At 45.6% G+C, this 21,823-nt stretch carries 17 protein-coding genes; 9 read left to right on the top strand and 8 right to left on the bottom strand.

Features of this window, described 5'->3' with window-relative positions:
* Nucleotides 1-83 precede the first annotated feature (83 nt).
* The gene (locus V6C11_RS13600; protein WP_333531738.1) at nucleotides 84-2,540 is read left to right on the top strand and encodes a DsrE/DsrF/DrsH-like family protein; all 2,457 of its coding nucleotides are present in this window, start codon (nucleotides 84-86) and stop codon (nucleotides 2,538-2,540) included.
* Nucleotides 2,541-2,609: 69 nt separating this feature from the next.
* Here V6C11_RS13600 and V6C11_RS13595 read toward each other — a convergent pair whose 3' ends face one another.
* Genes V6C11_RS13595 through V6C11_RS13585 form a run of 3 tightly spaced genes read right to left on the bottom strand, consistent with a single transcriptional unit; the run spans nucleotide 2,610 to nucleotide 5,229 of the window.
* The gene (locus V6C11_RS13595) at nucleotides 2,610-4,241 is read right to left on the bottom strand and encodes a GMC family oxidoreductase (protein WP_333531737.1); all 1,632 of its coding nucleotides are present in this window, start codon (nucleotides 4,239-4,241) and stop codon (nucleotides 2,610-2,612) included.
* Nucleotides 4,231-4,833 (bottom strand): gluconate 2-dehydrogenase subunit 3 family protein, encoded by a 603-nt coding sequence (locus V6C11_RS13590; RefSeq protein ID WP_333531736.1) that lies wholly within the window; start codon nucleotides 4,831-4,833, stop codon nucleotides 4,231-4,233. The genes V6C11_RS13595 and V6C11_RS13590 overlap by 11 nt, the downstream gene beginning before the upstream one ends.
* 3 nt (nucleotides 4,834-4,836) lie before the next feature.
* Complete coding sequence (locus V6C11_RS13585) at nucleotides 4,837-5,229, bottom strand: hypothetical protein (RefSeq protein WP_333531735.1); 393 nt, start codon at nucleotides 5,227-5,229, stop codon at nucleotides 4,837-4,839.
* A gap of 195 nt (nucleotides 5,230-5,424) precedes the next feature.
* Between V6C11_RS13585 and V6C11_RS13580 the strand changes: the two genes are divergently transcribed.
* Nucleotides 5,425-7,086 (top strand): long-chain-fatty-acid--CoA ligase, encoded by a 1,662-nt coding sequence (locus V6C11_RS13580; protein ID WP_333531734.1) that lies wholly within the window; start codon nucleotides 5,425-5,427, stop codon nucleotides 7,084-7,086.
* Nucleotides 7,087-7,197: 111 nt separating this feature from the next.
* Here the strand turns inward: V6C11_RS13580 and V6C11_RS13575 are convergent, their stop codons facing one another.
* Entirely contained in the window at nucleotides 7,198-7,869 is a 672-nt protein-coding gene (locus V6C11_RS13575) for a hypothetical protein (protein WP_333531733.1), read from the bottom strand.
* A gap of 150 nt (nucleotides 7,870-8,019) precedes the next feature.
* On the opposite strand from V6C11_RS13575, the gene V6C11_RS13570 reads away from it, so the two are divergent.
* The 7 genes from V6C11_RS13570 (at nucleotide 8,020) to V6C11_RS13540 (ending at nucleotide 15,819) form a co-directional block, all read left to right on the top strand.
* The gene (locus tag V6C11_RS13570) at nucleotides 8,020-8,547 is read left to right on the top strand and encodes a rubrerythrin family protein (RefSeq protein ID WP_333531732.1); all 528 of its coding nucleotides are present in this window, start codon (nucleotides 8,020-8,022) and stop codon (nucleotides 8,545-8,547) included.
* Nucleotides 8,548-8,667: 120 nt separating this feature from the next.
* Entirely contained in the window at nucleotides 8,668-9,006 is a 339-nt protein-coding gene (locus tag V6C11_RS13565; protein WP_333531731.1) for a YtrH family sporulation protein, read from the top strand.
* Nucleotides 9,003-9,491, top strand: coding sequence for a hypothetical protein (locus V6C11_RS13560; RefSeq protein WP_333531730.1), 489 nt, complete (start codon nucleotides 9,003-9,005; stop codon nucleotides 9,489-9,491). The genes V6C11_RS13565 and V6C11_RS13560 overlap by 4 nt, the downstream gene beginning before the upstream one ends.
* 25 nt (nucleotides 9,492-9,516) lie before the next feature.
* Complete coding sequence (locus V6C11_RS13555; RefSeq protein WP_333531729.1) at nucleotides 9,517-10,176, top strand: DUF2250 domain-containing protein; 660 nt, start codon at nucleotides 9,517-9,519, stop codon at nucleotides 10,174-10,176.
* Nucleotides 10,177-10,311: 135 nt separating this feature from the next.
* Nucleotides 10,312-11,403: an efflux RND transporter periplasmic adaptor subunit gene (locus tag V6C11_RS13550; protein ID WP_333531728.1), complete on the top strand. Its 1,092-nt coding sequence runs from the start codon at nucleotides 10,312-10,314 to the stop codon at nucleotides 11,401-11,403.
* Between the two features lie 14 nt (nucleotides 11,404-11,417).
* Nucleotides 11,418-14,507 carry an efflux RND transporter permease subunit gene (locus V6C11_RS13545; RefSeq protein WP_333531727.1) on the top strand — a complete coding sequence of 1,030 codons (3,090 nt, stop codon included), beginning with the start codon at nucleotides 11,418-11,420 and terminating at the stop codon, nucleotides 14,505-14,507.
* 94 nt (nucleotides 14,508-14,601) lie between these two features.
* Nucleotides 14,602-15,819, top strand: a complete 1,218-nt coding sequence (locus tag V6C11_RS13540; protein ID WP_333531726.1) for a D-alanyl-D-alanine carboxypeptidase family protein — start codon at nucleotides 14,602-14,604, stop codon at nucleotides 15,817-15,819.
* Nucleotides 15,820-15,833: 14 nt separating this feature from the next.
* On the opposite strand, the gene V6C11_RS13535 is transcribed toward V6C11_RS13540, so the two are convergent.
* The 4 genes from V6C11_RS13535 to V6C11_RS13520 all read right to left on the bottom strand — a co-directional run bounded on the left by V6C11_RS13535 (nucleotide 15,834) and on the right by V6C11_RS13520 (nucleotide 21,344).
* A complete protein-coding gene (locus tag V6C11_RS13535) occupies nucleotides 15,834-16,265 on the bottom strand; it encodes a hypothetical protein (RefSeq protein ID WP_333531725.1) in 432 nt (143 codons plus the stop codon).
* Nucleotides 16,266-16,463: 198 nt separating this feature from the next.
* Nucleotides 16,464-19,607 carry an efflux RND transporter permease subunit gene (locus V6C11_RS13530; protein WP_333531724.1) on the bottom strand — a complete coding sequence of 1,048 codons (3,144 nt, stop codon included), beginning with the start codon at nucleotides 19,605-19,607 and terminating at the stop codon, nucleotides 16,464-16,466.
* Nucleotides 19,604-20,734 (bottom strand): efflux RND transporter periplasmic adaptor subunit, encoded by a 1,131-nt coding sequence (locus tag V6C11_RS13525; RefSeq protein ID WP_333531723.1) that lies wholly within the window; start codon nucleotides 20,732-20,734, stop codon nucleotides 19,604-19,606. The genes V6C11_RS13530 and V6C11_RS13525 overlap by 4 nt, the downstream gene beginning before the upstream one ends.
* Nucleotides 20,735-20,768: 34 nt before the next feature.
* Nucleotides 20,769-21,344 carry a TetR/AcrR family transcriptional regulator gene (locus V6C11_RS13520; protein ID WP_333531722.1) on the bottom strand — a complete coding sequence of 192 codons (576 nt, stop codon included), beginning with the start codon at nucleotides 21,342-21,344 and terminating at the stop codon, nucleotides 20,769-20,771.
* Between the last annotated feature and the right edge of the window lie 479 nt (nucleotides 21,345-21,823).

The raw sequence follows: 21,823 nt of genomic DNA, 5'->3' as shown, positions 1-21,823 counted from the left end.
TTGACTTAACTGGTAGAGGGTGTTATTTTTATTATAACAAATACCCATACCCCTAGGGGTATATAAAACGGGAGTTGATCAAGATGCCAAGAAAAGTGTTAATCATAGGCGGGGTTGCCGGCGGGGCCAGTGCCGCAGCCAGACTAAGAAGGCTAGATGAAAGTGCAGAAATTATTCTCTTCGAAAGGGGAGAATACATTTCCTTTGCCAATTGTGGTTTGCCCTACTATCTCGGGGGGGTTATTCAGGAACGGGAAAATTTGTTGGTACAGACCGTTCAGGGGATGCAGGAAAGGTTTAACATTGATATTCGAGTGAAAAGTGAAGTGACTAGGATTCTGCGGCAAAGCAAAGAAGTCGAAGTGCTTGCGGGGGGTCAGACCTACCGGGAAAGCTATGATTATTTGCTGCTATCTCCCGGTGCCGCACCCATTTTACCGCCTATACCGGGGATGCAGCGGCAAGGCATCTATACCCTGAGAAACATGGCTGATGTAGATAAGATTAAGGGCTTTATTGAGGAAAAGAAGCCCCAACGGGCTGCTGTGATAGGCGGCGGCTACGTTGGCATTGAAATGGCGGAAAATCTTAAACATGCTGGGCTTGCTGTGGTGGTCATTGAAGCGGCGGAGCAGGTGATGGGACCCTTGGATGTAGAAATGGCCCGGATAGTAGAGCAGGAATTGCTAGCGAACGGAATCAACCTGATACTAAAGGATGCCGTTCAAAGCTTCCAAGGTGAGACGCAAATTGATATCCTATTGGGCAGTGGCAGGCAGGAGCGGGTGGATCTGGTTATTATGGCCGCGGGGGTACGGCCAGAGACAAAGCTAGCCCAAGAGGCAGGCTTAGAAATTGGGGCCAAGGGCGGCATCCTGGTGGATGAATATCTCAGGACCTCGGACCAGGCCATTTATGCCGTAGGTGATGCCATTGAAGTAAAGGATCGGCTAAGCGGGCAAAATGCCTTGATTCCCTTAGCAGGCCCAGCCAATAAACAGGGGCGCATTGCTGCCAATAATATTTGTGGGGCCAAGGACAAATATTTAGGCTCCCTCGGAACTTCTATTATCAAGGTATTTAATATTACCGCCGCAGCCACAGGCAATAATGAAAAGCTTCTCCAAAGGGCTGGCATTCCTTATCTAAAATCCTTTACCCACTCTGGTTCCCATGCGGGCTATTACCCCGGGGCCTTTATGCTGACCATGAAGCTTCTTTTCTCACCCACCGATGGGAAAATCCTGGGGGCACAAATTGTGGGTCGGCAGGGTGTGGATAAAAGAATTGATGTTTTGGCCACAGCCATCAAACATGGGCTGACAGTTTATGATCTGGAGGAGTTGGAACTGTCCTATGCCCCGCCTTACTCTTCCGCCAAGGACCCTGTTAATATGGCAGGCTTTACCGCTGCCAATATCCTGAAAGGCGATGTTAAGGTCCTGCATTGGGAGGATTTAAAGGGCTTGGCCAGAGAAGACCATCTGATTCTGGATGTTCGCACCAAAGAAGAATATGATAATGGTCATTTAGCAGGCTCAGTGCTAATGCCCGTGGATAGTATTCGACAGGGACTGGCGGAAATCCCCAGGGATAAAAAGATTATTATTTACTGTAAAGTAGGTCTCAGGGGGTATATCGCCTACCGGATTTTGGCCCAGCGGGGGTATAAGGTATATAACCTCAGTGGTGGCTATGAGATGCATTTGGCGGAACAATATAAATATGCGGAGGGTATTGATTTGAATGAGCAAATGACAAAATTTGAACATATACCTTCTCCCACAGCAACACTAGAAGGAAAAACCGTGCAAGTGGATGCCTGTGGCTTGCAATGTCCTGGGCCTATTATGAAGGTCTATAAAGAAATGGAAAATCTTCAGACAGGGGAGGTCCTGGAGGTTCTGGCCTCGGATCCTTCCTTTCCCAGAGACGCGAAGGCCTGGTGTGAACGGACAGGAAACACCCTGCTTAGCTCCGAATCCACCGCTAAAGGGTACCGAGTGATGATTAAAAAGGGGAATGCTCAGGCGTCGGTACCTGCCCATAATCAAAACCCGCTGGATATTCCCCACGGCAAATCCATTATTGTCTTTAGCAGTGATTTAGATAAGGCCATTGCTTCTTTCATCATCGCCAATGGTGGTGCCGCCATGGGGAGAAAGGTGACTCTGTTCTTTACCTTCTGGGGACTAAATATCCTTAGAAAAGATGTGGTGGGCAGGGTTGAAAAAAACTTTATAGAAAGAATGTTTGGCTTGATGATGCCAAGGGGCAGCAAAAGGCTGGGACTATCCAAAATGAATATGGTTGGCATGGGTCCCAGGATGATTCGGAATATCATGCAGAAGAAAAATGTTGCCTCGCTGGAGGAATTAATTCAACAGGCCAAGGATAGTGGTGTACGGTTGGTGGCCTGTACCATGTCCATGGACCTAATGGGTATTAAGGCGGAGGAACTCATTGATGGCATTGAATATGGCGGGGTGGCTTCTTATTTAGCAGAGGCGGAAGAATCGGATGTAAATTTATTTATTTAAATAGAAAAGTCATTGGAACTTATGCACCAAAGGGTGCCTGGCACCCTTTGGTGCATAAGTGTTGAATACCTAGTAGGCTCTGGTCTTTGCTTGCTCGATGATGTGGTCTGCGGTGCGGGCGGCCAGGGCCATGACTGTTTCGGTGGGGTTGCCGCCGCCGGAGGTGACAAAGACACTGGCACTGCAAATGTATAGATTGGCAATATCATGGCTGCGGCAGAAGGGGTCAACCACAGAGGTGGCAGGCTCCTGACCCATTCTGGTGCCGCCCATCAAGTGGGCGGAATCCGGTGTCACAAAGGCTGCTTTACCCCCCACTGCTTCCATGATTTCCTTGGCTTTGGCCATGGCATGGGCAATTAATTTGTTGTCATTATCACCGTAGCGAAAGGTGGACACTGCACGGGGTATGCCATATGCATCCTTCTCATCGCCCAATGTAATGGTGTTGGCTGGGTTTGGCAGCACTTCACCCACCAGAGTAACCCGACCATAATAATTATAGTCCCGCATAATTTCGTAAAGATCTTTACCCCAGATGCCAGCCTTGGTGGCTATTCCCTTGGCCATGGCCACCGGCCGGGAACCGTGGGCGTGTAGGGTATAACCCCGCACAAAGCCCCTGGCGGGATCCGTTTCATAGAATTCCTGGGTAGAAGCCAGCACGGGTGTACCCTTATAAAGTCTGACCTCCTGGTCAAATTTGGCATAGAGGTCATGGCTGCTGTGGGGCATAATGCATTTCCCCACCAGACCACTGCTGTTGGCTAGGCCCTCGGGAAACTTGGGACAGGCCGAATGAAGCAGCAAACGCGGTGTTTCTACCACAAAGCTGGCAAGGATGAAAACCCTGGCCCTTTGGGCATATTCCTTGCCAGCATGCACAAAGGTGATGCTGCTTACCCGGCCTGCTTTGTTTAAATCAAGATGGGTGACCATACAATCACTTAGGACCTCTGCTCCCAGTTGAATGGCCTTGGGAATATGGTGGATAAGGGTACTAAACTTGGCATTGGGCAGACAACCCTGGTTACAAAACCCTCGGTTGATACAAGGGGGACGGCCCTCAAAGGGGGCTGAGAGAATAGCCAGAGGTGTCACCACACTTCGGATGCCCAACCTTTCGCAACCCCGGCGAAATAACTGGGCATTGGCACTGATTGGTTCCCGCACGGGGTAAGGATAAGGTCCGGCAAATTCCCCCCAGGGAAATTCCTTGGGGCCGGAAACGGCTATGTCCCGTTCAATTTTATCATAGTAGGGTGCCAAATCCTCATAGGTTATGGGCCAATCTTCAGCCACACCATCCAGGGTCTTAACTTTAAAATCACTGGCGTGGAAGCGGAGAAAAACACCGGTAAAGTGGACTGTGCCTCCCCCAACACCCCGGCCGGAATTGTTATGACCAAAGCTGATGGGATCTTGGCCGGTGGAAAGGCGGGTGTCCTGCCAGCCCAGGGAATTCATGGACAGTTCATCACTGGCGAAATCTGTTTGGGGGTTCCAGTAGGGTCCTGCCTCCAGTACAACCACTTTAAAGCCAGCTTTACTTAGTTCATAGGCCAGCACACCACCGGCGGCGCCGGCTCCAACGATGCAAATATCTGCATCGTCTTTATATTTACGGTGGTCCAAATCATGGTAGCGATGGCCGACGTAATGATCACAGTTATGAGTGACAAAGTCATGATTATTTTTCATCTTGCCGGGCCTCCCATGGATCAGTAAGTCCCTGCTCTACCCGTACATATCCCCGGGGATAGGCCGGACCGCCGTAGCCAATTTCAGACCAAACGATCGGGTGTGAAAAGTAGGCGCTGATAATTTCTGAGCTGAGTTTTTTAAATAATGCCTGCTGCTTTTCTTTATCCCAGCCGGGTAAAGGTTTAATTTGTCCCTCCTGAAGGGAGGAAAGGATAGAAAACTGCTGGTCGGTAGTCAGCTCTGTAAAGCTTTGATGATAGGAACCCTTGGCATAATTGTTAATGGCAGTTAGTCCCTCTTGGATTAACTGTTTTTCTGGTGGTATGGTTGGTTTACGTTGGGACTCACCCATTTTGGCTGTTAGTTTTTGGTCCATGTGATGCACCATGTAATCCAGCAGATCATGCCGGTCATCGTACACCAGATGGCTGGCAATAGTTTTAATTAGGTTAACCTCAACGTCTTTTAATACCTTTGGTTGATCAAAGGGCCCCAGCCTCTTAAGCACAATTTCCCTGGTATGGGGATCCCACTCATCTTGATACTTTAGTAAATCAAAGGAAGGGTAACGGGTTCGTTTTTCTTCCATAGCCTAGTACCTCCAATAAAGACCAATAAGGCCCAGTGTACTAATGGCCGCCACCATCAAGGGTAGTATTACAGGGGGTCCTACCAGGAAATTTTGCATCCGATAACCAGCCACACGTTCACCAACACCTTCTACATGGAAGCCAAAGCCAACTAAACCAGACAAAACTCCCAGGGCACAAAAAATACCTGTGACAGTTTTTAGTATGGAAATGTTATAGAAAACCAAAGCCAGTAACAACAGGCCGATAATGGGCGTTGTTAATACAGGTCCCCACATGGCCCAATGACGAAAATTCTGACGGTAATGAAAAAGAGTTACCTGAATAAAAATTAATAGTGAAGCCATCGCTGCAAATAAAACGATTACCCTGGAAATTGGCCAGCCATCCCACATTGATTTTTCACCTCTGATTTGTTTACAAGGATAATAAAGGATAGCATCCCCCGGACAGGAAATATTTATGATGAGTCACTCTCTTTGTGATGATAAAAATGCTCTTTCGACATAATTTCTAAAGGAAAAATCGGTGTTAATACAGAAAAAATTCCCATGGCTTTATTTTAACCAGTTCTTAAGGAGGGTGACAAAATGAATAGCAAACTATGGCATAGACATTACCCGGAAGGAATACCCAAATATATAGACCTTCCGAATGTTTCCCTTTATGATTTTTTAGTACAATCGGCCAATCGGTACCCTGATAACACCGCCATTATATTTCAAAACCATGAACTGACTTATATTGAATTAAAAGAAAGAGTTGACCGTATTGCCACAGCATTGAGTGATCTGGGCATAAAAAAGGGAAACCGTGTGGCCATTTTGTTGCCCAACTGTCCACAACTGGTCATTTCTTATTATGCGATCATGCGTTTGGGGGCCATTGCAGTGATGGTGAATCCCATGTATACAGAAAGGGAATTAGCGTATATTCTAAAGGACTCTGGGGCAGCTACCTTAATTTATCTTGATCAGCTGCAGCCAAAGGTGGCGAAGATACTTCCCGATACCGCCATAGAGATTTTAATTGCTACCAGCGTGCAGCAGTACCTAGACCTTGGCAATGATCTTAATCAGACAGTTAGCGATGGTGGGGTGAAGGAGATCCTTTCCTTTGAACATCTGCTGGTGAAATCCCTGACAGCCCCACCAGAGGTGGCTCTGGATATAGATGAGGATATTGTTGTTCTCCAATATACTGGGGGAACCACCGGGGTAGTAAAGGGTGCCATGCTGACCCATCGTAACCTAGCAGGAAATACAATTCAAACCAGGCACTGGTTGAAGGAGTGCCAGGAGGGCAAGGAAAGATTTTTCTGTGTACTTCCCTTTTTCCATATCTTTGCCATGACCACTTGTATGAATTTGTCTGTTTACTTGGCTTCCACAATGATTTTAATTCCCCGTTTAGAGGCCATGAATTTACTAAAACAAATTGTCATGTATCAGCCCACAGTCTTTCAGGGAGTACCCTCCTTATATGTGGCTGTCATTGCCAACCCCGAGGTTAAAAAATACGATCTTTCTTCTATTCGCATCTGCCTGTCTGGTGGAGCACCTTTACCGGCGGAAGTACAACAAAAGTTTGAAGCTTTTACTGGTGCCAAGCTGGTTGAGGGATATGGGCTAACGGAAGCATCTCCGGTGACCCAGTGCAACCCCCTGAATGACCAGAAAGTGGATGGTTCTATTGGATTGCCGATGCCCAACACGGAAATAAAGATTGTTGATCTGGAAACTGGCAGTCAGGAATTACCCATTGGTGCAGTTGGCGAGTTATGCATTCGGGGACCACAAATCATGAAGGGCTATTGGCAGATGCCGGAAGAAACAGCCAGGGTTCTGCGGGATGGCTGGTTGCATACCGGGGATATTGCCCGGCTGGATGAGAAGGGATTCACCCATATTGTGGATCGTAAGAAAGATCTGGTGATCAGTATGGGTTATAATATTTACCCAAGAGAGGTAGAAGAAGTAATCTATGGCCACCCCAAGGTAAAGGAAGCTGCTGTCATTGGAATCAAGGACCGCACCAGGGGGGAGGTATTAAAGGCCTTTGTTGTCCTGCATGAGGGTGAGGAGGCTAGAAGGGACGAAATAATCAAGTATTGCCGGCAGCACTTAACACAGTATAAAGTACCCAAAAGGGTCGAGTTTCGCAAGGAATTACCCAAATCCACCGTGGGTAAAATTCTGCGGCGGATACTTGTTGAAGAGGAAGCAGCTAAGGATAAAAAATATAGTTTCTAATGGATCGGACTGTGTGGAGAATGGTCAAGACCATTGCCTGCGAGATCAAATCAACAGTAACTAGCAAGGGAGCGTCGCAGCTTTATGAGCTGCGACGCTCCCTGTTTACGTTTACTTTAAATAAGAATCAACCTGGCTTTCAATCTGTACTATTTCTTCCTCGCTCAGTTCCCTTCCCAAAAACTTGCTTAGGCTTTTGATAGCGGCACCAATGGCAATCCTTCTTACATCAACTTCAGGCTTTGGTTCCACCGGAGCAGTTCTGGGTTCGTATTTGGCAGAGGGGAGGCCTGGACTAATGCTGGCAGCCATGGCGTCCAGGGAGGGTTGTGGCCTTTCATCAACATAACCCTGATCGGATATATTTTGTTCTTCAGCGGACTGTCTGGGTGAATCATCCCAGGGAAGATCATCCTTAGTAGGTAAAGAGGTCTCCCCACCGTAAAAAGCTGCTTCCATAAAGGGAGATTCTTCTTCACTTGTTGGTGGTTCTGTGGCCAGAGAAGACTTTCTTTGCTCTCTCTTCTCCCGCGCCTTTTCCTTTTTTTGGACATAGTTATTAAAGGCATAGGCTATTTCCTGTTCAATTTGCAACAGTTCCATACGGTGCTGCTCCACAAAAATAGTGTAGTCAGGGTGGCCTTTTTCTACAATTTCCATTAATTCAAGCTGGTTAGCAATCAGTGCTTGAAGTGACGGTGATACCTTAATGGGCACACGGGCTAAATCTTTATCTACTTCGTGGCCGGAAACGGTAAATTCGATTTCTTGCTTTTTAACCAAAGCTAACACTCCTATACATAAGTCTGGTACATACTATAAATTGTAGCGAAAAAACGGGTAGAAGGTCAATATTAATGTGCCAAGTGCTGTATGATTTAGGTGGCATTTGGTAAAAATGGTATTATATTACCAATACTGGGGGTACCAAATATGACCAAGAAAACCGTGGACAATTTAAAGGCAGCCTTTGCCGGGGAAAGTATGGCCAGAAATTATTACACTTTCTTTGCCTCCGTGGCCCGTAAGGAAGGCTGGCACGAAATAGCGGAGGTTTTTGAAGAAACCGCTAGGAATGAAAAGGAACATGCCGAGGTCATTTTAAAACTGTTAGGTGGCATCAAGGGTACCAAGGAAAATCTACTGGCTTCCATTGATAAGGAATCCTACGAGTGGAAGGATATGTACCCCGAGTTTGAGCAGATAGCCAAGGAAGAGGGGGAACAGGAGGCGGCTAAATTTTTTGCCACGGTACAGCAGGTAGAATATCACCATGCTGAGCGTTTTAAAAAGCTGCTGGAATTACTAGAGAATAATAAGCTGCTGCAAAGGGATGAAAAAATCCAATGGAAGTGCCGGGAATGCGGTTATCTCCATGAGGGTAATGAACCACCGGAAAAATGTCCCCTCTGCAGTCATAGTAAAGAGTATTATGAACCAGAGATAAAAGAATACCTGTAAGTATGAAAGACCTTGCCAAAGTACTTGGGAAGGTCTTTTTCTTTTCATAAAGAAATAGTATCTCAAGGGTATATTTTTACGGTTTCCCAAATAAGGTTTAACAGATTGTCCTTATGAGGGGTGATAAAAATAGAGACCTTTGAACATAAAGTGATCTTAATTTTCTTTACAGCCCTTGGTATTATGTTGGGCTCAGTGCTTATCGGCTCCCTGGCGGCCTTGTTGGTACGAGAACCATCCTTAGGAGTTATGTTAAAATTGTCCCGGGATATGAAAATATGGGCCATTGCTGCTGCCATCGGTGGCACCTTCTCCACCTTTGAAGTGTTTGAAAGTGGTCTTTTTAACGGGGAGGTCCGGGCAGTGATTAAACAGATTTTTTATATTGTTAGTGCCCTGGCCGGCACACAGGCGGGATATTACCTGATTCTGACCCTTTGCGGGGCTAACTCTAGATGAGGGCAGCATTTTTCAGGTGCTTGGCATTTCTGATACTGGGTTGTTTAGTGGGGGCGGCGGCAACCAATATGGTAATTGGCAAACGGGTGGATCATCTTACCTTGACCAATCTAACCCTAAGCGGTCAATTGGCTGACACCCAAAGCGAATTGACAAAATTAAGGGACAATAGTAAAAAGAAACAGAAGCGGACCATAACCAATATTGAAACCTTTGTGATCCTGTCTTCCCGGGAAGGTTTAACGGAATATGATGAACTTAGCGTAAATATAGAAGCCAATGAAAATGTAGAAACCTGGCTTGCTCCCTTAATAGGACAGGAGGTAGAGGGCCTGGATATACTATGGATTCCTGGGGTAATTGATAACCGTGAAATAGAAGCCAACGGAAATAAGTACAGGCTGAAATCGTATCTGGTTGTCATCGATGAAAAAATTACTCTTTACTTAAAGGCTACTCAAATTAAAGGGGAAACCAAGCAGTAAAAAAATTTTAATATGGAGGAACCCTATGTCCATTTTTAATGCCAAATACCTTTCCGATGAGGAGATTTGGTCGAGGATTGATTCCTTCTATACGGAACGTTCCGACGTAGAAAGCAAGCTGGGGGACCCGGTGATTAGTACCGATCCAGAGAGAATGCCTCGGTTCGCCAAGAGACTGTATGAATTGAATCAGAAATGCCTTCTTTTTGATCAATTGAAAGGTGCAGCACAGGATCTTAAAGAAATAAATGAGTTAATCGGCAACGAACTGCCCGAAGAACATGAATTAGGCCCCCTGCATCATGAATATGCCAAGGAATGTCAAGAGTTAGCGGGCCAAGTCTATGCTTTGCTAATGGAATTGGGACTGCTGCCGGAAGAAATTGAAGATGAAAAGGATTTAGAAATTTTACAGTTCATTGATTATGCAGGGCCGGAGTATGCCTGGCGTTTGGGAATTAATGTGGGTTTGGATGTGGAAGAATCCCGCAGCCGTTTGGAAAATTTATTGAATAAGGGCCTGTTGGAAAAGGTGCAGGGTAATATGCTGGTGGGTTACCATCGGCAAAGAGACTGGGTAAAGCACATGAACCATACCTACTACAGAATAACCAGAGCAGGCAGACATTATTTAAGAAGATTACGCAGGGAGCAAGAGGAGCTTACCGATGAGAATGGAGGCTAAGGCCATGGAAAAATGTCCATGGCTTTTTCGGCGTTCCTTTTGAATTTTGACGAGGGTCTCCCAAAGGGAGGAAGGTGGGCAAAGTGTAGCAATTTCTCTGAAGGGTAGAGAATTTAATAAAGGAGCAAAAGGAGTATGAAGAGGAAATGGAAGCTCTGGCTAATACCATTGGCAGCTATTTTGGCCCTTGGTATCTTTAAAGGTGGATTCTGGCACAAGAATGAAATGAAGCAGGAGGAACCGGTGCAGATTGTGTCCACCCAGCCGGTAAGCAAAATAAAGATTGAAAACATCCTTTCTCTGACCGGAAATATTGAGGCCTTTCATCAAGCAATTATTTGTGCTGAATTACCCGCAGGACGTGTAAGTGAAGTGTTAGTTAATAATGGAGATCAGGTAACTGCGGGTCAACCCTTGGTTTATATAAAGAGTGATAGCATGACCCATTCCCTAGCCATTAATCAAGCTAGTTTAAAAAAGGCGGAGACAGGACTTGCCACTGCCGGTGCTGATTATCAAAGATACCAGGAGCTTTATAAACAGGGGGCAGTTTCTGAAAAGGAATTTGAAAGCATGGAAACTGCACGGAAGTTAGCCGAGGCAGAAGTCAGTTCTGCTACTGCAGCCGTGGCCAACGCTGAGAAGGATTTGCGCAATACCACCATCACCTCGCCGATTGGCGGTTTTGTAGCAAATCGGAATGTAACCACCGGTCAGATGGTTTCTCTGCAAGGGCCAGACCTGATGACAGTGGAGGATATAGCAGCAGTATATGTGGTGGTGAATATCGACCAAGGGGAGCTGTCTAACCTTAAAGTGGGTCTTAAAACGGAGATAGCTGTGAATGCTTATGGAAATAAACACTTTACCGGTGAGGTGGCAGTTATTAACCCGGTGGCAAACAAAGATGCCAGAGTATTTGAAGCTAAAATCAAGGTACCTAACCCAGAATTTATGTTAAAACCCGGTATGTTTGCCAAGGTAAAAATTAAAACCGGAGAGGCTGATAATGCCTTAGCGATACCCCAAGCAGCGCTAACAACGAAGCAGGGTATGTACTTTGTTTTTATTCCCGAAGGGGACCAAGCTAAAAGGGTTCCGGTGGAAGTAGGACAAATTATGGATCAATTAGTTGAGATAAAGCAGGGCCTTAAGGAAGGACAAGAGGTAGTCATCACCAATGCCAACAAATTAAAAGACCAGGATAAGATCAAAGTCGCCAGGTAACAGGAGGAAAATTTATGTTTTTAACAAACCTCAGTTTAAAAAGACCGGTTTTTGCGACAGTTACGATCTTGGCACTGTTGGCCGTAGGGATTATCAGCTGGATAGGTCTCAATATCAATGACTACCCCGAGACTGAATTTCCCTATGTGGCGGTAACCGTTGTACAACCGGGAGCTTCGCCGGAGCAAATTGAAACCAAGGTGGTATATAAGCTAGAAGAGGCCATCGGGCAAATATCCGGTGTTAAACATATTTATGCCAACTCCCAGGAGGGAGTAGCCCTGGTTTTTGCCGAGTTTACCCTGGAGACTTCCCCAGAGGTGGCGGCCCAAGATGTACGGGATAAAATAAGCATCATCCGGGGTGATTTGCCTCAGGATATAGAAGAGCCGATTATTGCCAAATTCGATCCAATGGCCTATCCCATTGTCTCCCTGGCTGTAACCGGTGGTATTTCTATGCGCGAAATGACGGTGATTGTGGAAGATCTCATAAAAAGAAGGCTTGAGGTAATCAAAGGTGTTGGTTCTATTGGTGTCTATGGAGATGAAAAACGGGAAATTAAGATTAATTTAGATAAGGACAAGCTGGCAGCTTACGGAATTTCCACGGCTGAGGTTGTAAGCAGCCTGCGCAGTGAAAATATGGAAGTACCCGGGGGAAAGGTTGCTACTAAGGATAAGGAAATAACCCTTCGTACCGTGGGTGAGATTAAACGGATTGAGGAATTTGCTAACTTGCCGGTGGCTAGGCGGGGAGGGATACAACTTTACGTTAGGGATATTGCCACGATCGTGGATGGTGTCAAGGAGCAGGGGAGTATTTCATGCTATCAGGGGAAACCAGCCATCGGGCTGGATATTGTGAAACAATCCGGTGCTAATACGGTTGAAGTGGCGGATAAGCTAAAAAAAGTAGTGGAGGAAATCAAGGCAGAGCTACCCCCGGGAGTTAAATTGGAAATTGTACGGGATAACTCAGTATATATCCGGGACGCTGTAAAGGATGTGAGAAATACCCTTATTGAAGGGAGTATTTTGGCTGTTCTGACGGTGTTTATTTTCCTGCGGGACTGGCGCAGTACTTTAATCAGTGCCCTAGCTATTCCTAGTTCCATTATTGCAACCTTTTTTGCCATGAAGGTTTTGGGCTTTACCCTAAACTTTATGTCCCTAATGGCCCTTTCACTGGCTGTGGGACTATTGATTGACGATGCCATCGTGGTCATCGAAAATATTGTACGGCATTTAAGGATGGGAAAAACAGCCTTGGAGGCAGCCAGGGATGGAACAACGGAATTAGGACTGGCTGTAACCTCCACGACCTTAACCGTGGTGGCAGTGTTCCTTCCCGTAGGAATGATGAAAGGGATTACCGGACAATTTTTCAAGCAATTTGGTATTACAGTTGCTTTTAGTGTGTTGGTATCACTTTTTGTTGCCTTTACCCTGGTACCGATGCTTGCCTCAAAATATTTACGGCTGGAGGAACATGTGCCAAAGGGAATGATCGGTAGGTTTACCAACTGGTTTAACCGGGGCTTTGATCGGCTTACTGTAAAATATGCTGAATTCCTTAAAGTTGTCCTAAGAAACCGTAAGAAAACCATTGGTATAGCAGCTTTATTGTTTGTGGGCAGCTTAGCACTGATACCATTATTAGGCTCGACATTTATGCCCACCGGAGACGTGGGGGAACTATACCTAGCGGCTGATATGGATGCTGGCCTAAGTGTGGGGGCGGCTGGTTTGCTTACTGGTAAGATTGAGGAAAAACTTCGTCAATACCCTGAAGTTACCAAGGTATATTCCACCACAAAAGCCGACAGGGCCAATTTATTTGTTAAATTGGTGGATAAACAAGACCGTGATCAGACCCTTGATGAACTGGCAGCAGTACTGCGGCAGGATTTGAATACCATCCCTGGGGTTAAGGTCACTGTCAACCAGCAGGGGGTCTCCGGTGAAGGGGCGATGGTTCAATTTCGATTGCAGGGTGAAGACTTAGGGCAATTGCAAATCTACGCTGAACAAGCCCAGCGGATAATGGAGAATATTCCCGGCTCGGTAGATGTATCAAATAGTTACAAGCCAGGCAAGCCGGAGGGACAAATTCAGGTAAATTCAGATGTGGCGGCGGATCTTGGTGTCAGCACTGCCCTAGTGGGGGATACGCTGCGTACCCTTTTCAATGGGGTGGTGGTCAGCCAATTTGCAGATGGAGAAGACCGCTTTGATGTAAGGGTACAGTTGCTTGAAAAGGATCGTGAAAGCTTGGCTGATCTGCAAAATATTTATCTGCCAGGCAGTTTTTCGGCAGAGGATCAACAAGTGATGGTACCGTTAAGTCAGGTCACAGATACTGTTTTTTCTACCTCTCCTAGCGAAATCAGTCGCTTTGATAGAATTAAGGAAATATCCTTGACCTGTAACCTGGAGGGTGTTTCACTGGGTGAGTTTAATAAGGTCTTTAAGGAACAGGTTGCTCAGGAACTGAAATTACCCCCTGGCTACCGCTTCTATGAGGGCGGGGATGCAGAAATGATGGGAGAGACCTTTGTTGCCATGGTGTTGGCCCTGATTACTGCGGTACTGTTTATCTTCTTTATTTTGGCCGCACAGTTTGAAAGCTATATCGATCCCTTTTCGATCATGCTTTCCTTACCCATGGCCATTGTGGGGGCTATCCTAAGCTTGCTGATATTGGGCAGCGACCTGAGTATCATGAGTATGATTGGTATTATTATGCTCATGGGCCTGGTAACCAAAAATGCTATTCTGCTAATTGACTTTACCAAACAGCAGCGGGCCAAAGGAGTAGAACGAAATGAAGCTTTGGGTAAAGCAGCCCGGACTCGGTTGCGTCCGATTATAATGACCTCCACCGCTATGATTTTTGGCATGCTGCCTTTGGCTTTGGCACTGGGTCCCGGGGCCGAAGGTCGGGCACCCATGGCCCACGCCATCATCGGGGGGCTGATTACCTCGACCTTATTAACCCTGATAGTTGTGCCTGTTATTTACACCCTTTTGGATGATTTTAAAAATAAGGGGCATCGGATCAAAGAAAATATTATTACTAAAATAGAACACAAAAATAATTAAAGCACGCATTTTGCGTGCTTTAATTATTTCCAGCCATAAACGAATGCTGCAAGGGAACTCTAACCAAGATGAGATTAATATGAGGTGGTAATAAGTGAAGGATCAAAGGAATTTAGCAAACGGTATATTTATTCTAATCGTGGTTGTGTTTTTCTATACAGGGAATGCCTTTGCCCATGGGATCGTTAAGCCTACTAATGATGTTTTTTATCTCTATGATGACGAACGATCTGTGTTGGAAACAGGCAGCTTTAGCGAAAAACCAATGCTTTCTGCATATACCGCAGTGGTTATGGATGCCCAGACCGGGCAAGTTCTTTATGCCAAGAATCCTCACCAACCCAGGCCCATTGCCAGTACTACCAAAATTATGACAGCCCTGGTGGCCATGGAAATTGGCAATTTGCAGCAGGTTACGTCAGTAAGTCCCCAGGCTGCCGGTGTAGAGGGCAGTAGTGTATATCTAAGGGCGGGGGAAAAATTATCCCTGGAACAACTTCTTTATGGGGCTTTACTGCATTCTGGCAATGATGCCTGTGTGGCCATCGCAGAGCAAATTGCCGTCCGGGAGGATATCTTTGTTAATTTAATGAATTTAAAGGCGCAGAGATTGGGAGCAAAGAATACAAACTTTTGCAACTCCAATGGGTTACCCAATGACAAGCATTACTCCTCTGCCTATGATTTGGCCCTGATCACCAGGGAGGCCTTAAAGAACCCTGTATTCAGTAAAATCGTTGCTACAAAAAACCACACGATCCCAGGATCAGGGGGGGCCCGATCCTTAAACAATACCAATAAAATGCTGTGGAGCTATCAGGGGGCCAACGGGGTAAAAACCGGCACCACCAACGCCGCAGGTAAGTGCCTAGTTGCAGCAGCCCAAAGAGATGGGCGGCAATTAATTGCTGTAGTGCTGCACAGTGATGATCGTTGGAATGAATCCATTAAGTTGTTAGATTACAGTTTTAGTCGTTATGAAAACCGCTTGCTTGCCAAAGAGGGGGAACCCTTTGCGTCCATTGGGGTTACGGAAGGGGTTATAAGCAAGGTGCCGGTTACGGTTAACAGGGATGTTGTGGTGACGGTGCCGGTGGATCATTCCGCAAAGTTGGAGCAGGTGGTGGAGTTGTCTAAAGAACTTAATGCACCGCTACAGACGGGACAGGTTGTGGGTAAGCTTCAGGTATTGGTGGATGGTCAAGCTGTGACTGGAGCAAGCTTAGTGACCATGCAGGGATGCAAACAAAAACCATACCATCAATTAATGTGGCAAAGGGCCGGCGATAAAATAAAAAATTACCTACCCTAGGGTAGGTGACAAATCTAAAAATATTTACCCAGGAATTGGTGTTGGGCCTGGTTGCCACAGGGACAGGAAAGGGTAACCCTTACCAGGTCATATGAATACTTAAAGCCTGATTGATCCAGCTTTATATTGATCCGAATTTCCTGACCGCCGCATTTATTACAGCTTATTCTTATTCCCCTGGGCAGGTGGGTAAACATTTCCAGGTCATCAGAGCCACACATATCTTCAATTTTAAAGTAGTGGTAGGATAGATTTCTGCATTCCGTAGAGGAGCAAAACAAAGAGAGAGAGAAATTCTTAACCACTTTATTACTTAGAAATTCAACTTCTGGCAGAATGGTGGCTTCTATGTTGCCACACTGGTTACATAGCTGATCAAAATCCCCCGGCATACTAAAATCATTAATTTTTTGCGCAGAAAATTTTAACTGTTTAACTTGGTTCACGATACGATCCATCCTTGTTATAACATTGTTAGTATATTATTTTTACAAAAAAGTCCTTATTCCTCTAGGAAAAAATGCCATATTACATAAATGTTGTGAATGACCCCTGTGTCGTTCCGCTGCTGTGTATTAAAAATAGGAGTGTCGCTAGTTACCGAGTAATTTTGCGACACTCCTATTCGAATTTAATAGGTAACTTTAGCTTGACACGGTTTTCGATTTGAGGAAGGGTAATTTTTTAAGCAGCTTGCTGTACTTACCAGAGAATTTTTTACCCAGGTCATCAAAGAGTGTATAAACCACTGGTACAAGCACCAGGGTAATTACTGTGGAGAAGGTCAAACCAAAGGCAATTACAATAGCCATTGGTGCCTGGGCTTCAGCACCTTCGCCGCTGCCAAAGGCCATGGGCAGTAAGGCCAGTACAGTTGCCAAAGCAGTCATCAAAATGGGACGCAGTCGTATTGGACCAGCCATTAAGATTGCCTCATTACGTTCATGTCCTCTTCGACGCAGTACGTTAATATAGTCTACCAGTACGATGGCGTTATTTAATACAACACCCACTAGCATGATCGCGCCAATCATTGCCGTTACACTGATGGGGTTCCCTGTGACACCTAGACCAAAGATCGCACCAATAAAGGTTGGCGGCAGGGAGAACATGATAATAAAGGGCTGGAACAAAGATTCAAACTGAGCAGCCATAACCATAAATACCAGTAACACCGACAGCAACAGAGCCAACCCCAGACTTGCAAAGGATTCTGCCATATCCTCAGCTTGACCACCGAAACTAACTTCGTAGCCGTCAGGTAAAGCTAATTGATTAAGGGCTACTTGGATATCCCTATTTATACTGCCGATGTCACGACCGATTACATCGGCTGTGACTGTAATTTCCCGGGATTGATCCGTACGAGAAATTGCTGCCGGCATGTGGTGGGATTCGATGCTTGCCACCGCAGATACGGGTACCCTAGCCCCAGTTGGTGAAACAATGGTTAGGTTTGCTAAGGTATCAATGCTCTTACCAGCGTCTTCTGGGGTCATCATACGGATGTCCACTTCATCAGCGCCGGTACGCATTTGACCGACCAATCTACCATCAAAGGAAGTACTCACTGCTGAGAGAATCTGACTGGCGGATAGTCCGTAGCGGGCAGCTTGTTCTCGATCGACATTAATGCGCATCTCGGCAGTGGCTTCTGTCATGGAGTTGGTCACGTTTCTGGTGCCCTCTACATCTTTAACCGTTTCGACAAGCAAGTCGCCAATTTGTTCCAGTACCTCTAAATCATCACCGCGGATGCCAATTTGAACTGCACTGCCGGAACCGGCACCGGAATTGTCTGTAATTGCTACGGTAATATCGGCACCAGGGGTATCTTGCATGGCTTGACGCAGTTTTTCTGTAGCTTGCTCCGTAGAAATCTTCCGTTTTTCCAAGGGCACTAGCTTAATCTGTAGGGAGGCTTGGTCACTGGCACTGCTTCCCAGGAAAGAGAGTTGGCCACCACCCACCGTGGTAAAGATACGCTCGATTTCCTTTACCTCGTTGCGAGCTATGTTTTCCAGGTCCTTAGCAACCCGTGAGGTTTCTTCTATCTTTGTACCTGCGGGCATTTCAATATTTACCGAAATTTCACCCTGATCCATGGTGGTTATAAACTCTGTACCAATTAAAGGAGTGGCAGCAATACTGGCTATGAGTAAAACTGCAGTTAAACCAACGACCTTTTTCCGGTTTCCAAGGGACCAATTTAATATACGACCATAACGTTGATTCAAAGAGTGTAAAAATTTGCCAAACACGATAACCGGGTTTTTTGTTTTACCCTCCGGCAGTGTTTCGTCCGCCGGGGCAACATTTCGCAGCAATCGTGCGGACATCATGGGAACCAAGGTTAAAGCAGCAAAAAGGGCTGCAATGTGAGAAAAACTTACCGTTAAGGCCATGGGTTTAAATAATATCCCGGCGATTCCTTCTACGAATACAATGGGCATGAAAACCACCACTTGGGCTAAGGCCGACGCGGTCACAGCATTTGACACCTCAGCGGTACCCAGCTTAGCAGCTTCAATAATACTAAAACCGTTTTGACGATAGCGGTAAATACTTTCTAAAACTACCACAGAGAAGTCCACCAGGGAGCCCAGACCTAGTACCAGTCCACCTAGGGAAAGCATGTTAATGGATTGGTTACCAAAATACATCATGGCAAAGGTAGCGATGATGGAAATGGGGATGGTCAAGGCTACTACCAGGGTACTCCGGACGCTGCGTAGGAACAGATAGAGGACGATCACGGCAAACATGCCGCCCAATAGGCCGTGTTCCACAACGTTATTAATGGAGTCCTTAATAAATTTAGAGGTGTCCATCACGGTGGTAATTTCAATACCATCCGGAAGAGTTTTGTTGAGCTCTTCAACCTCTGCCATGACCTCGTTGGCTACGGTAACGGTATTGCCCCCGGTGGCTTTCATGATACTCATGCCCAAAGAGGTTTTACCATCTGTAAATGTATATGTGTTCTCTTCTTTAAAACCATCTTCGATGGTGGCGAGATCTTTTAATGCAATGGAGTTGCCGGTGGCAAGACTAATCCGCACTTCTTTCAGTTGGTCTATGCTTTTATATTCACCAACCACCCGGATAGTAGTTTGGCTAGAGCCTTTGTCCACTTGGCCTGCGGTACCATTAATATTATCAGAAGCGATGGACTGCATAATTTGCCCGGCGCTTAAGCCATAGGTTTCCATTTTTGCGGGGTCCAGAATAACTTTAATTTCCCGAGTTTTACCACCGCTGATATAGACAGAACCGACACCCTTAATCCGTTCCAGACGAGGCTGGATTTCGTCTTCGGCAATTCTCTTAAGTTTTACTAAATCGCCATTAGCACCGGTTAATGAGAAGGAGATGATGGGTGCTTGGTTAGGATCTAGTTTCATAACCCGAGGGGAGCTGGCATCGTCGGGCATCATAGCACTGACAAAGTCAATCTTTTCCCTTAAATCAATGGCAGCATTATCCATATTGGTGCCCCAGTTAAATAAGACAATTACCAGGGAGAAACCGTTTTGGGAATTAGAGCGAATTTCCGAGATATTTTCAGTAGTGGCCATTGCTGATTCTAAAGGTTTGCTGATCAATTCCTCAACTTCGGCTGGCGACGCTCCGTCATAAGAGGTAGAAACAATGGCAACGGGGAGTTCCATTTCAGGGTAGAGATCTACCGCCAGACGTGGCAAGGAAAAGAGACCCAGAACCACTAAAGCAATAATCAGCATGGAAATGGCCACCGGGCGATCAACAGAGATGTCTGCTATTTTCACTTAGAGGCACCCCCCAGTTCTTTGACCACTTTCACCTTCTGCCCTTCACTCACCAGCCGGTTACCGGTAACGATAACGGTTTGACCCTCCTTTAAACCAGAGCTAATTTCTGTTAATTCTCCGGAGGTAGTGCCTACCTTGACGGATACCTCTTTGGCTTTACCATCTTCTACAATAAAGACGGTATATTGTCCATCTCTCTCAAGAACGGCATCGATAGGTAAAACTAGCACACCGGTGGAGGTACCGGTTGATAAATTTAAGCGGGCCACCATGCCAGGTTTAATATCACCCTTTTCATTTGGTAACTGAACCTCCACGGCAAAGGCTCGAGTAGCAGGGTCAGCCTTTGGAGCCACGGAAAGAACGGTACCGGTCACGGTTTTATTGATGGCGTTGACGGTCACAGGTACCTTCGTGCCGGCTTTAATGGAATCCACCACGTTCTCGGAGACATTTACCTTAACCTTAGTCGTATCCATTTGTACTACGGTTACTGTTGATACTTGGGGACTTACCATTGCACCGGGATCTACATTAATAGCAGCCACCACGCCGTTAATGGGGGAGACCACAGTAGCATTATTGTAGTTATCCTGGGTTGTATTTAAAGATGCCTGGGCTTGTTTCACCTGGGCCTCGGAGACCTTTAAGTTTGTTTGGGCACTCACTAAACCGCTTTCAGCCTGCTCAAATTGTGACTTGGAAATGGCTTGGGAATCATAAAGTTCTTTGCTTCGGTCAAAGTTTATTTGGGCATCTTTAAGCCCTTGTTGAGCCCGTTCCAAATTGGCCTGGGCTAAATCGAGGCCGGCCTCTGCCTGGGCAAGGGCATTTTGAGCATCGTTGCCCTCCAGTTGGAACAGCACCTGACCTTTATGTACTTTATCTCCTACTTTAACTACGACATTTTGTACACGACCGGAGACCTTAGGCATTACATTAACATCCGCCCCGGCAATAATTTCACCCGTAGTATTTAAAGAATGGCTAAGGTCGCCGGTGGAAATTTTGGTGGTTTCCACAGGAACCAGTTTTTCCTCTACCTTGGGGGCTTCTTTGCCGCAGCCTGTCATTACCACAGCAAGTAATAGCAGCAGACTAACAGTATTTATGAGTTTTTTCAAAATTAGTTGCTCCTTTCGAATATTTATTGATTAATTAATTAGCACGAACCCCAGTAAGAAAAATATCTAAGGCAGTTTTCATCGTTTCTTCTAATAACTGCTTATCCTGGTGCATGAAGGATTGGAGAACGCAGCCTTCAAAGATGGCTAAAAAGGACCGGGTCAAAATTTTGGGGTCCATGGGCTTAAATTCGCCATTTTCTACTGCTTCCTTAATAATGGTAAAAATGACATTGGTGGGTTTATCAATTTCATAATGCATTTTAATGACGTTTTCTTTATCCTTATTTTGCAGAAGGAATTCCAGGACTAAGGCAGTGAACGGTGTGTCTACATCTTGTAGATGATGCTCTACATATTTTACCAGCTTATCCGAGGCTGTATGGGTGTCCTTTAGAGTTGCTATGTAATGGGCGTTCCATTCTTCCACCAAGCGGGTAATAAGATAAATGAAAATTTCTTCCTTGCTTTTAAAGTGCCAATAAATGCCGCCCTTGCTCATGCCGGATGCCTTAGCGATTTCGTCCACGGAGGTTGCCCCATAACCAGATGCTAAGAAGCAAGATAAGGCCGCATCGGCAATGATGTCCTTTTTAACTTCCTTTGCCAAAAAATTATCTCCTTTCCAAACAGACTGGTCGGTCTGTTATGATTGTATAGGTCAGATACAGGGCATGTCAATAATTTTATATGAAGGGAAAAATAATTATTTTTGGCAAAGGAAATATCAGAAAGAACTCATATATTCGGTAGATATTTTCTTTGTATAATGTTCGAAACATTGGAAATGATATCATATGAAAAAACAACACCAAAAACACAAAAAAGCCTTGCATTAAGAAATAATAAGTGTTAACATAATAAATGTCGCCGCGAGGTGATGAGAAAAAATTACCACTTGCAACGAACACAGAAAAAGTGGTAAGATAAGCTTCCGGTCGCGAGATCGGGACAAGCAAAATCGGTCTTTGAAAACTAAACAGCAGATGATGGATGAAAAACAGGTCAAGTCAAAAGTCATCGTTAAGATGAAACTAAGACGACCACAAAAAACATCCTCGTCAAGCGTTATGAAAAGACGCTAGCGAG

This window comes from Desulfotomaculum sp. 1211_IL3151, from assembly GCF_036763075.1.
Lineage (GTDB): Bacteria > Bacillota > Desulfotomaculia > Desulfotomaculales > Desulfotomaculaceae > Desulfotomaculum.
The sequence above is the reverse complement of the archived record's forward strand: the minus strand, read 5'-3'. Positions and strand labels throughout refer to the sequence as shown.

Coding starts and splice junctions, on each gene's coding strand:
- V6C11_RS13600 (WP_333531738.1), top strand. CDS start 84: ATGCCAAGAAAAGTGTTAATCATAGGCGGGGTTGCCGGCGGGGCCAGT.
- V6C11_RS13595 (WP_333531737.1), bottom strand. CDS start 4,241: ATGAAAAATAATCATGACTTTGTCACTCATAACTGTGATCATTACGTC.
- V6C11_RS13590 (WP_333531736.1), bottom strand. CDS start 4,833: ATGGAAGAAAAACGAACCCGTTACCCTTCCTTTGATTTACTAAAGTAT.
- V6C11_RS13585 (WP_333531735.1), bottom strand. CDS start 5,229: ATGTGGGATGGCTGGCCAATTTCCAGGGTAATCGTTTTATTTGCAGCG.
- V6C11_RS13580 (WP_333531734.1), top strand. CDS start 5,425: ATGAATAGCAAACTATGGCATAGACATTACCCGGAAGGAATACCCAAA.
- V6C11_RS13570 (WP_333531732.1), top strand. CDS start 8,020: ATGACCAAGAAAACCGTGGACAATTTAAAGGCAGCCTTTGCCGGGGAA.
- V6C11_RS13560 (WP_333531730.1), top strand. CDS start 9,003: ATGAGGGCAGCATTTTTCAGGTGCTTGGCATTTCTGATACTGGGTTGT.
- V6C11_RS13555 (WP_333531729.1), top strand. CDS start 9,517: ATGTCCATTTTTAATGCCAAATACCTTTCCGATGAGGAGATTTGGTCG.
- V6C11_RS13550 (WP_333531728.1), top strand. CDS start 10,312: ATGAAGAGGAAATGGAAGCTCTGGCTAATACCATTGGCAGCTATTTTG.
- V6C11_RS13545 (WP_333531727.1), top strand. CDS start 11,418: ATGTTTTTAACAAACCTCAGTTTAAAAAGACCGGTTTTTGCGACAGTT.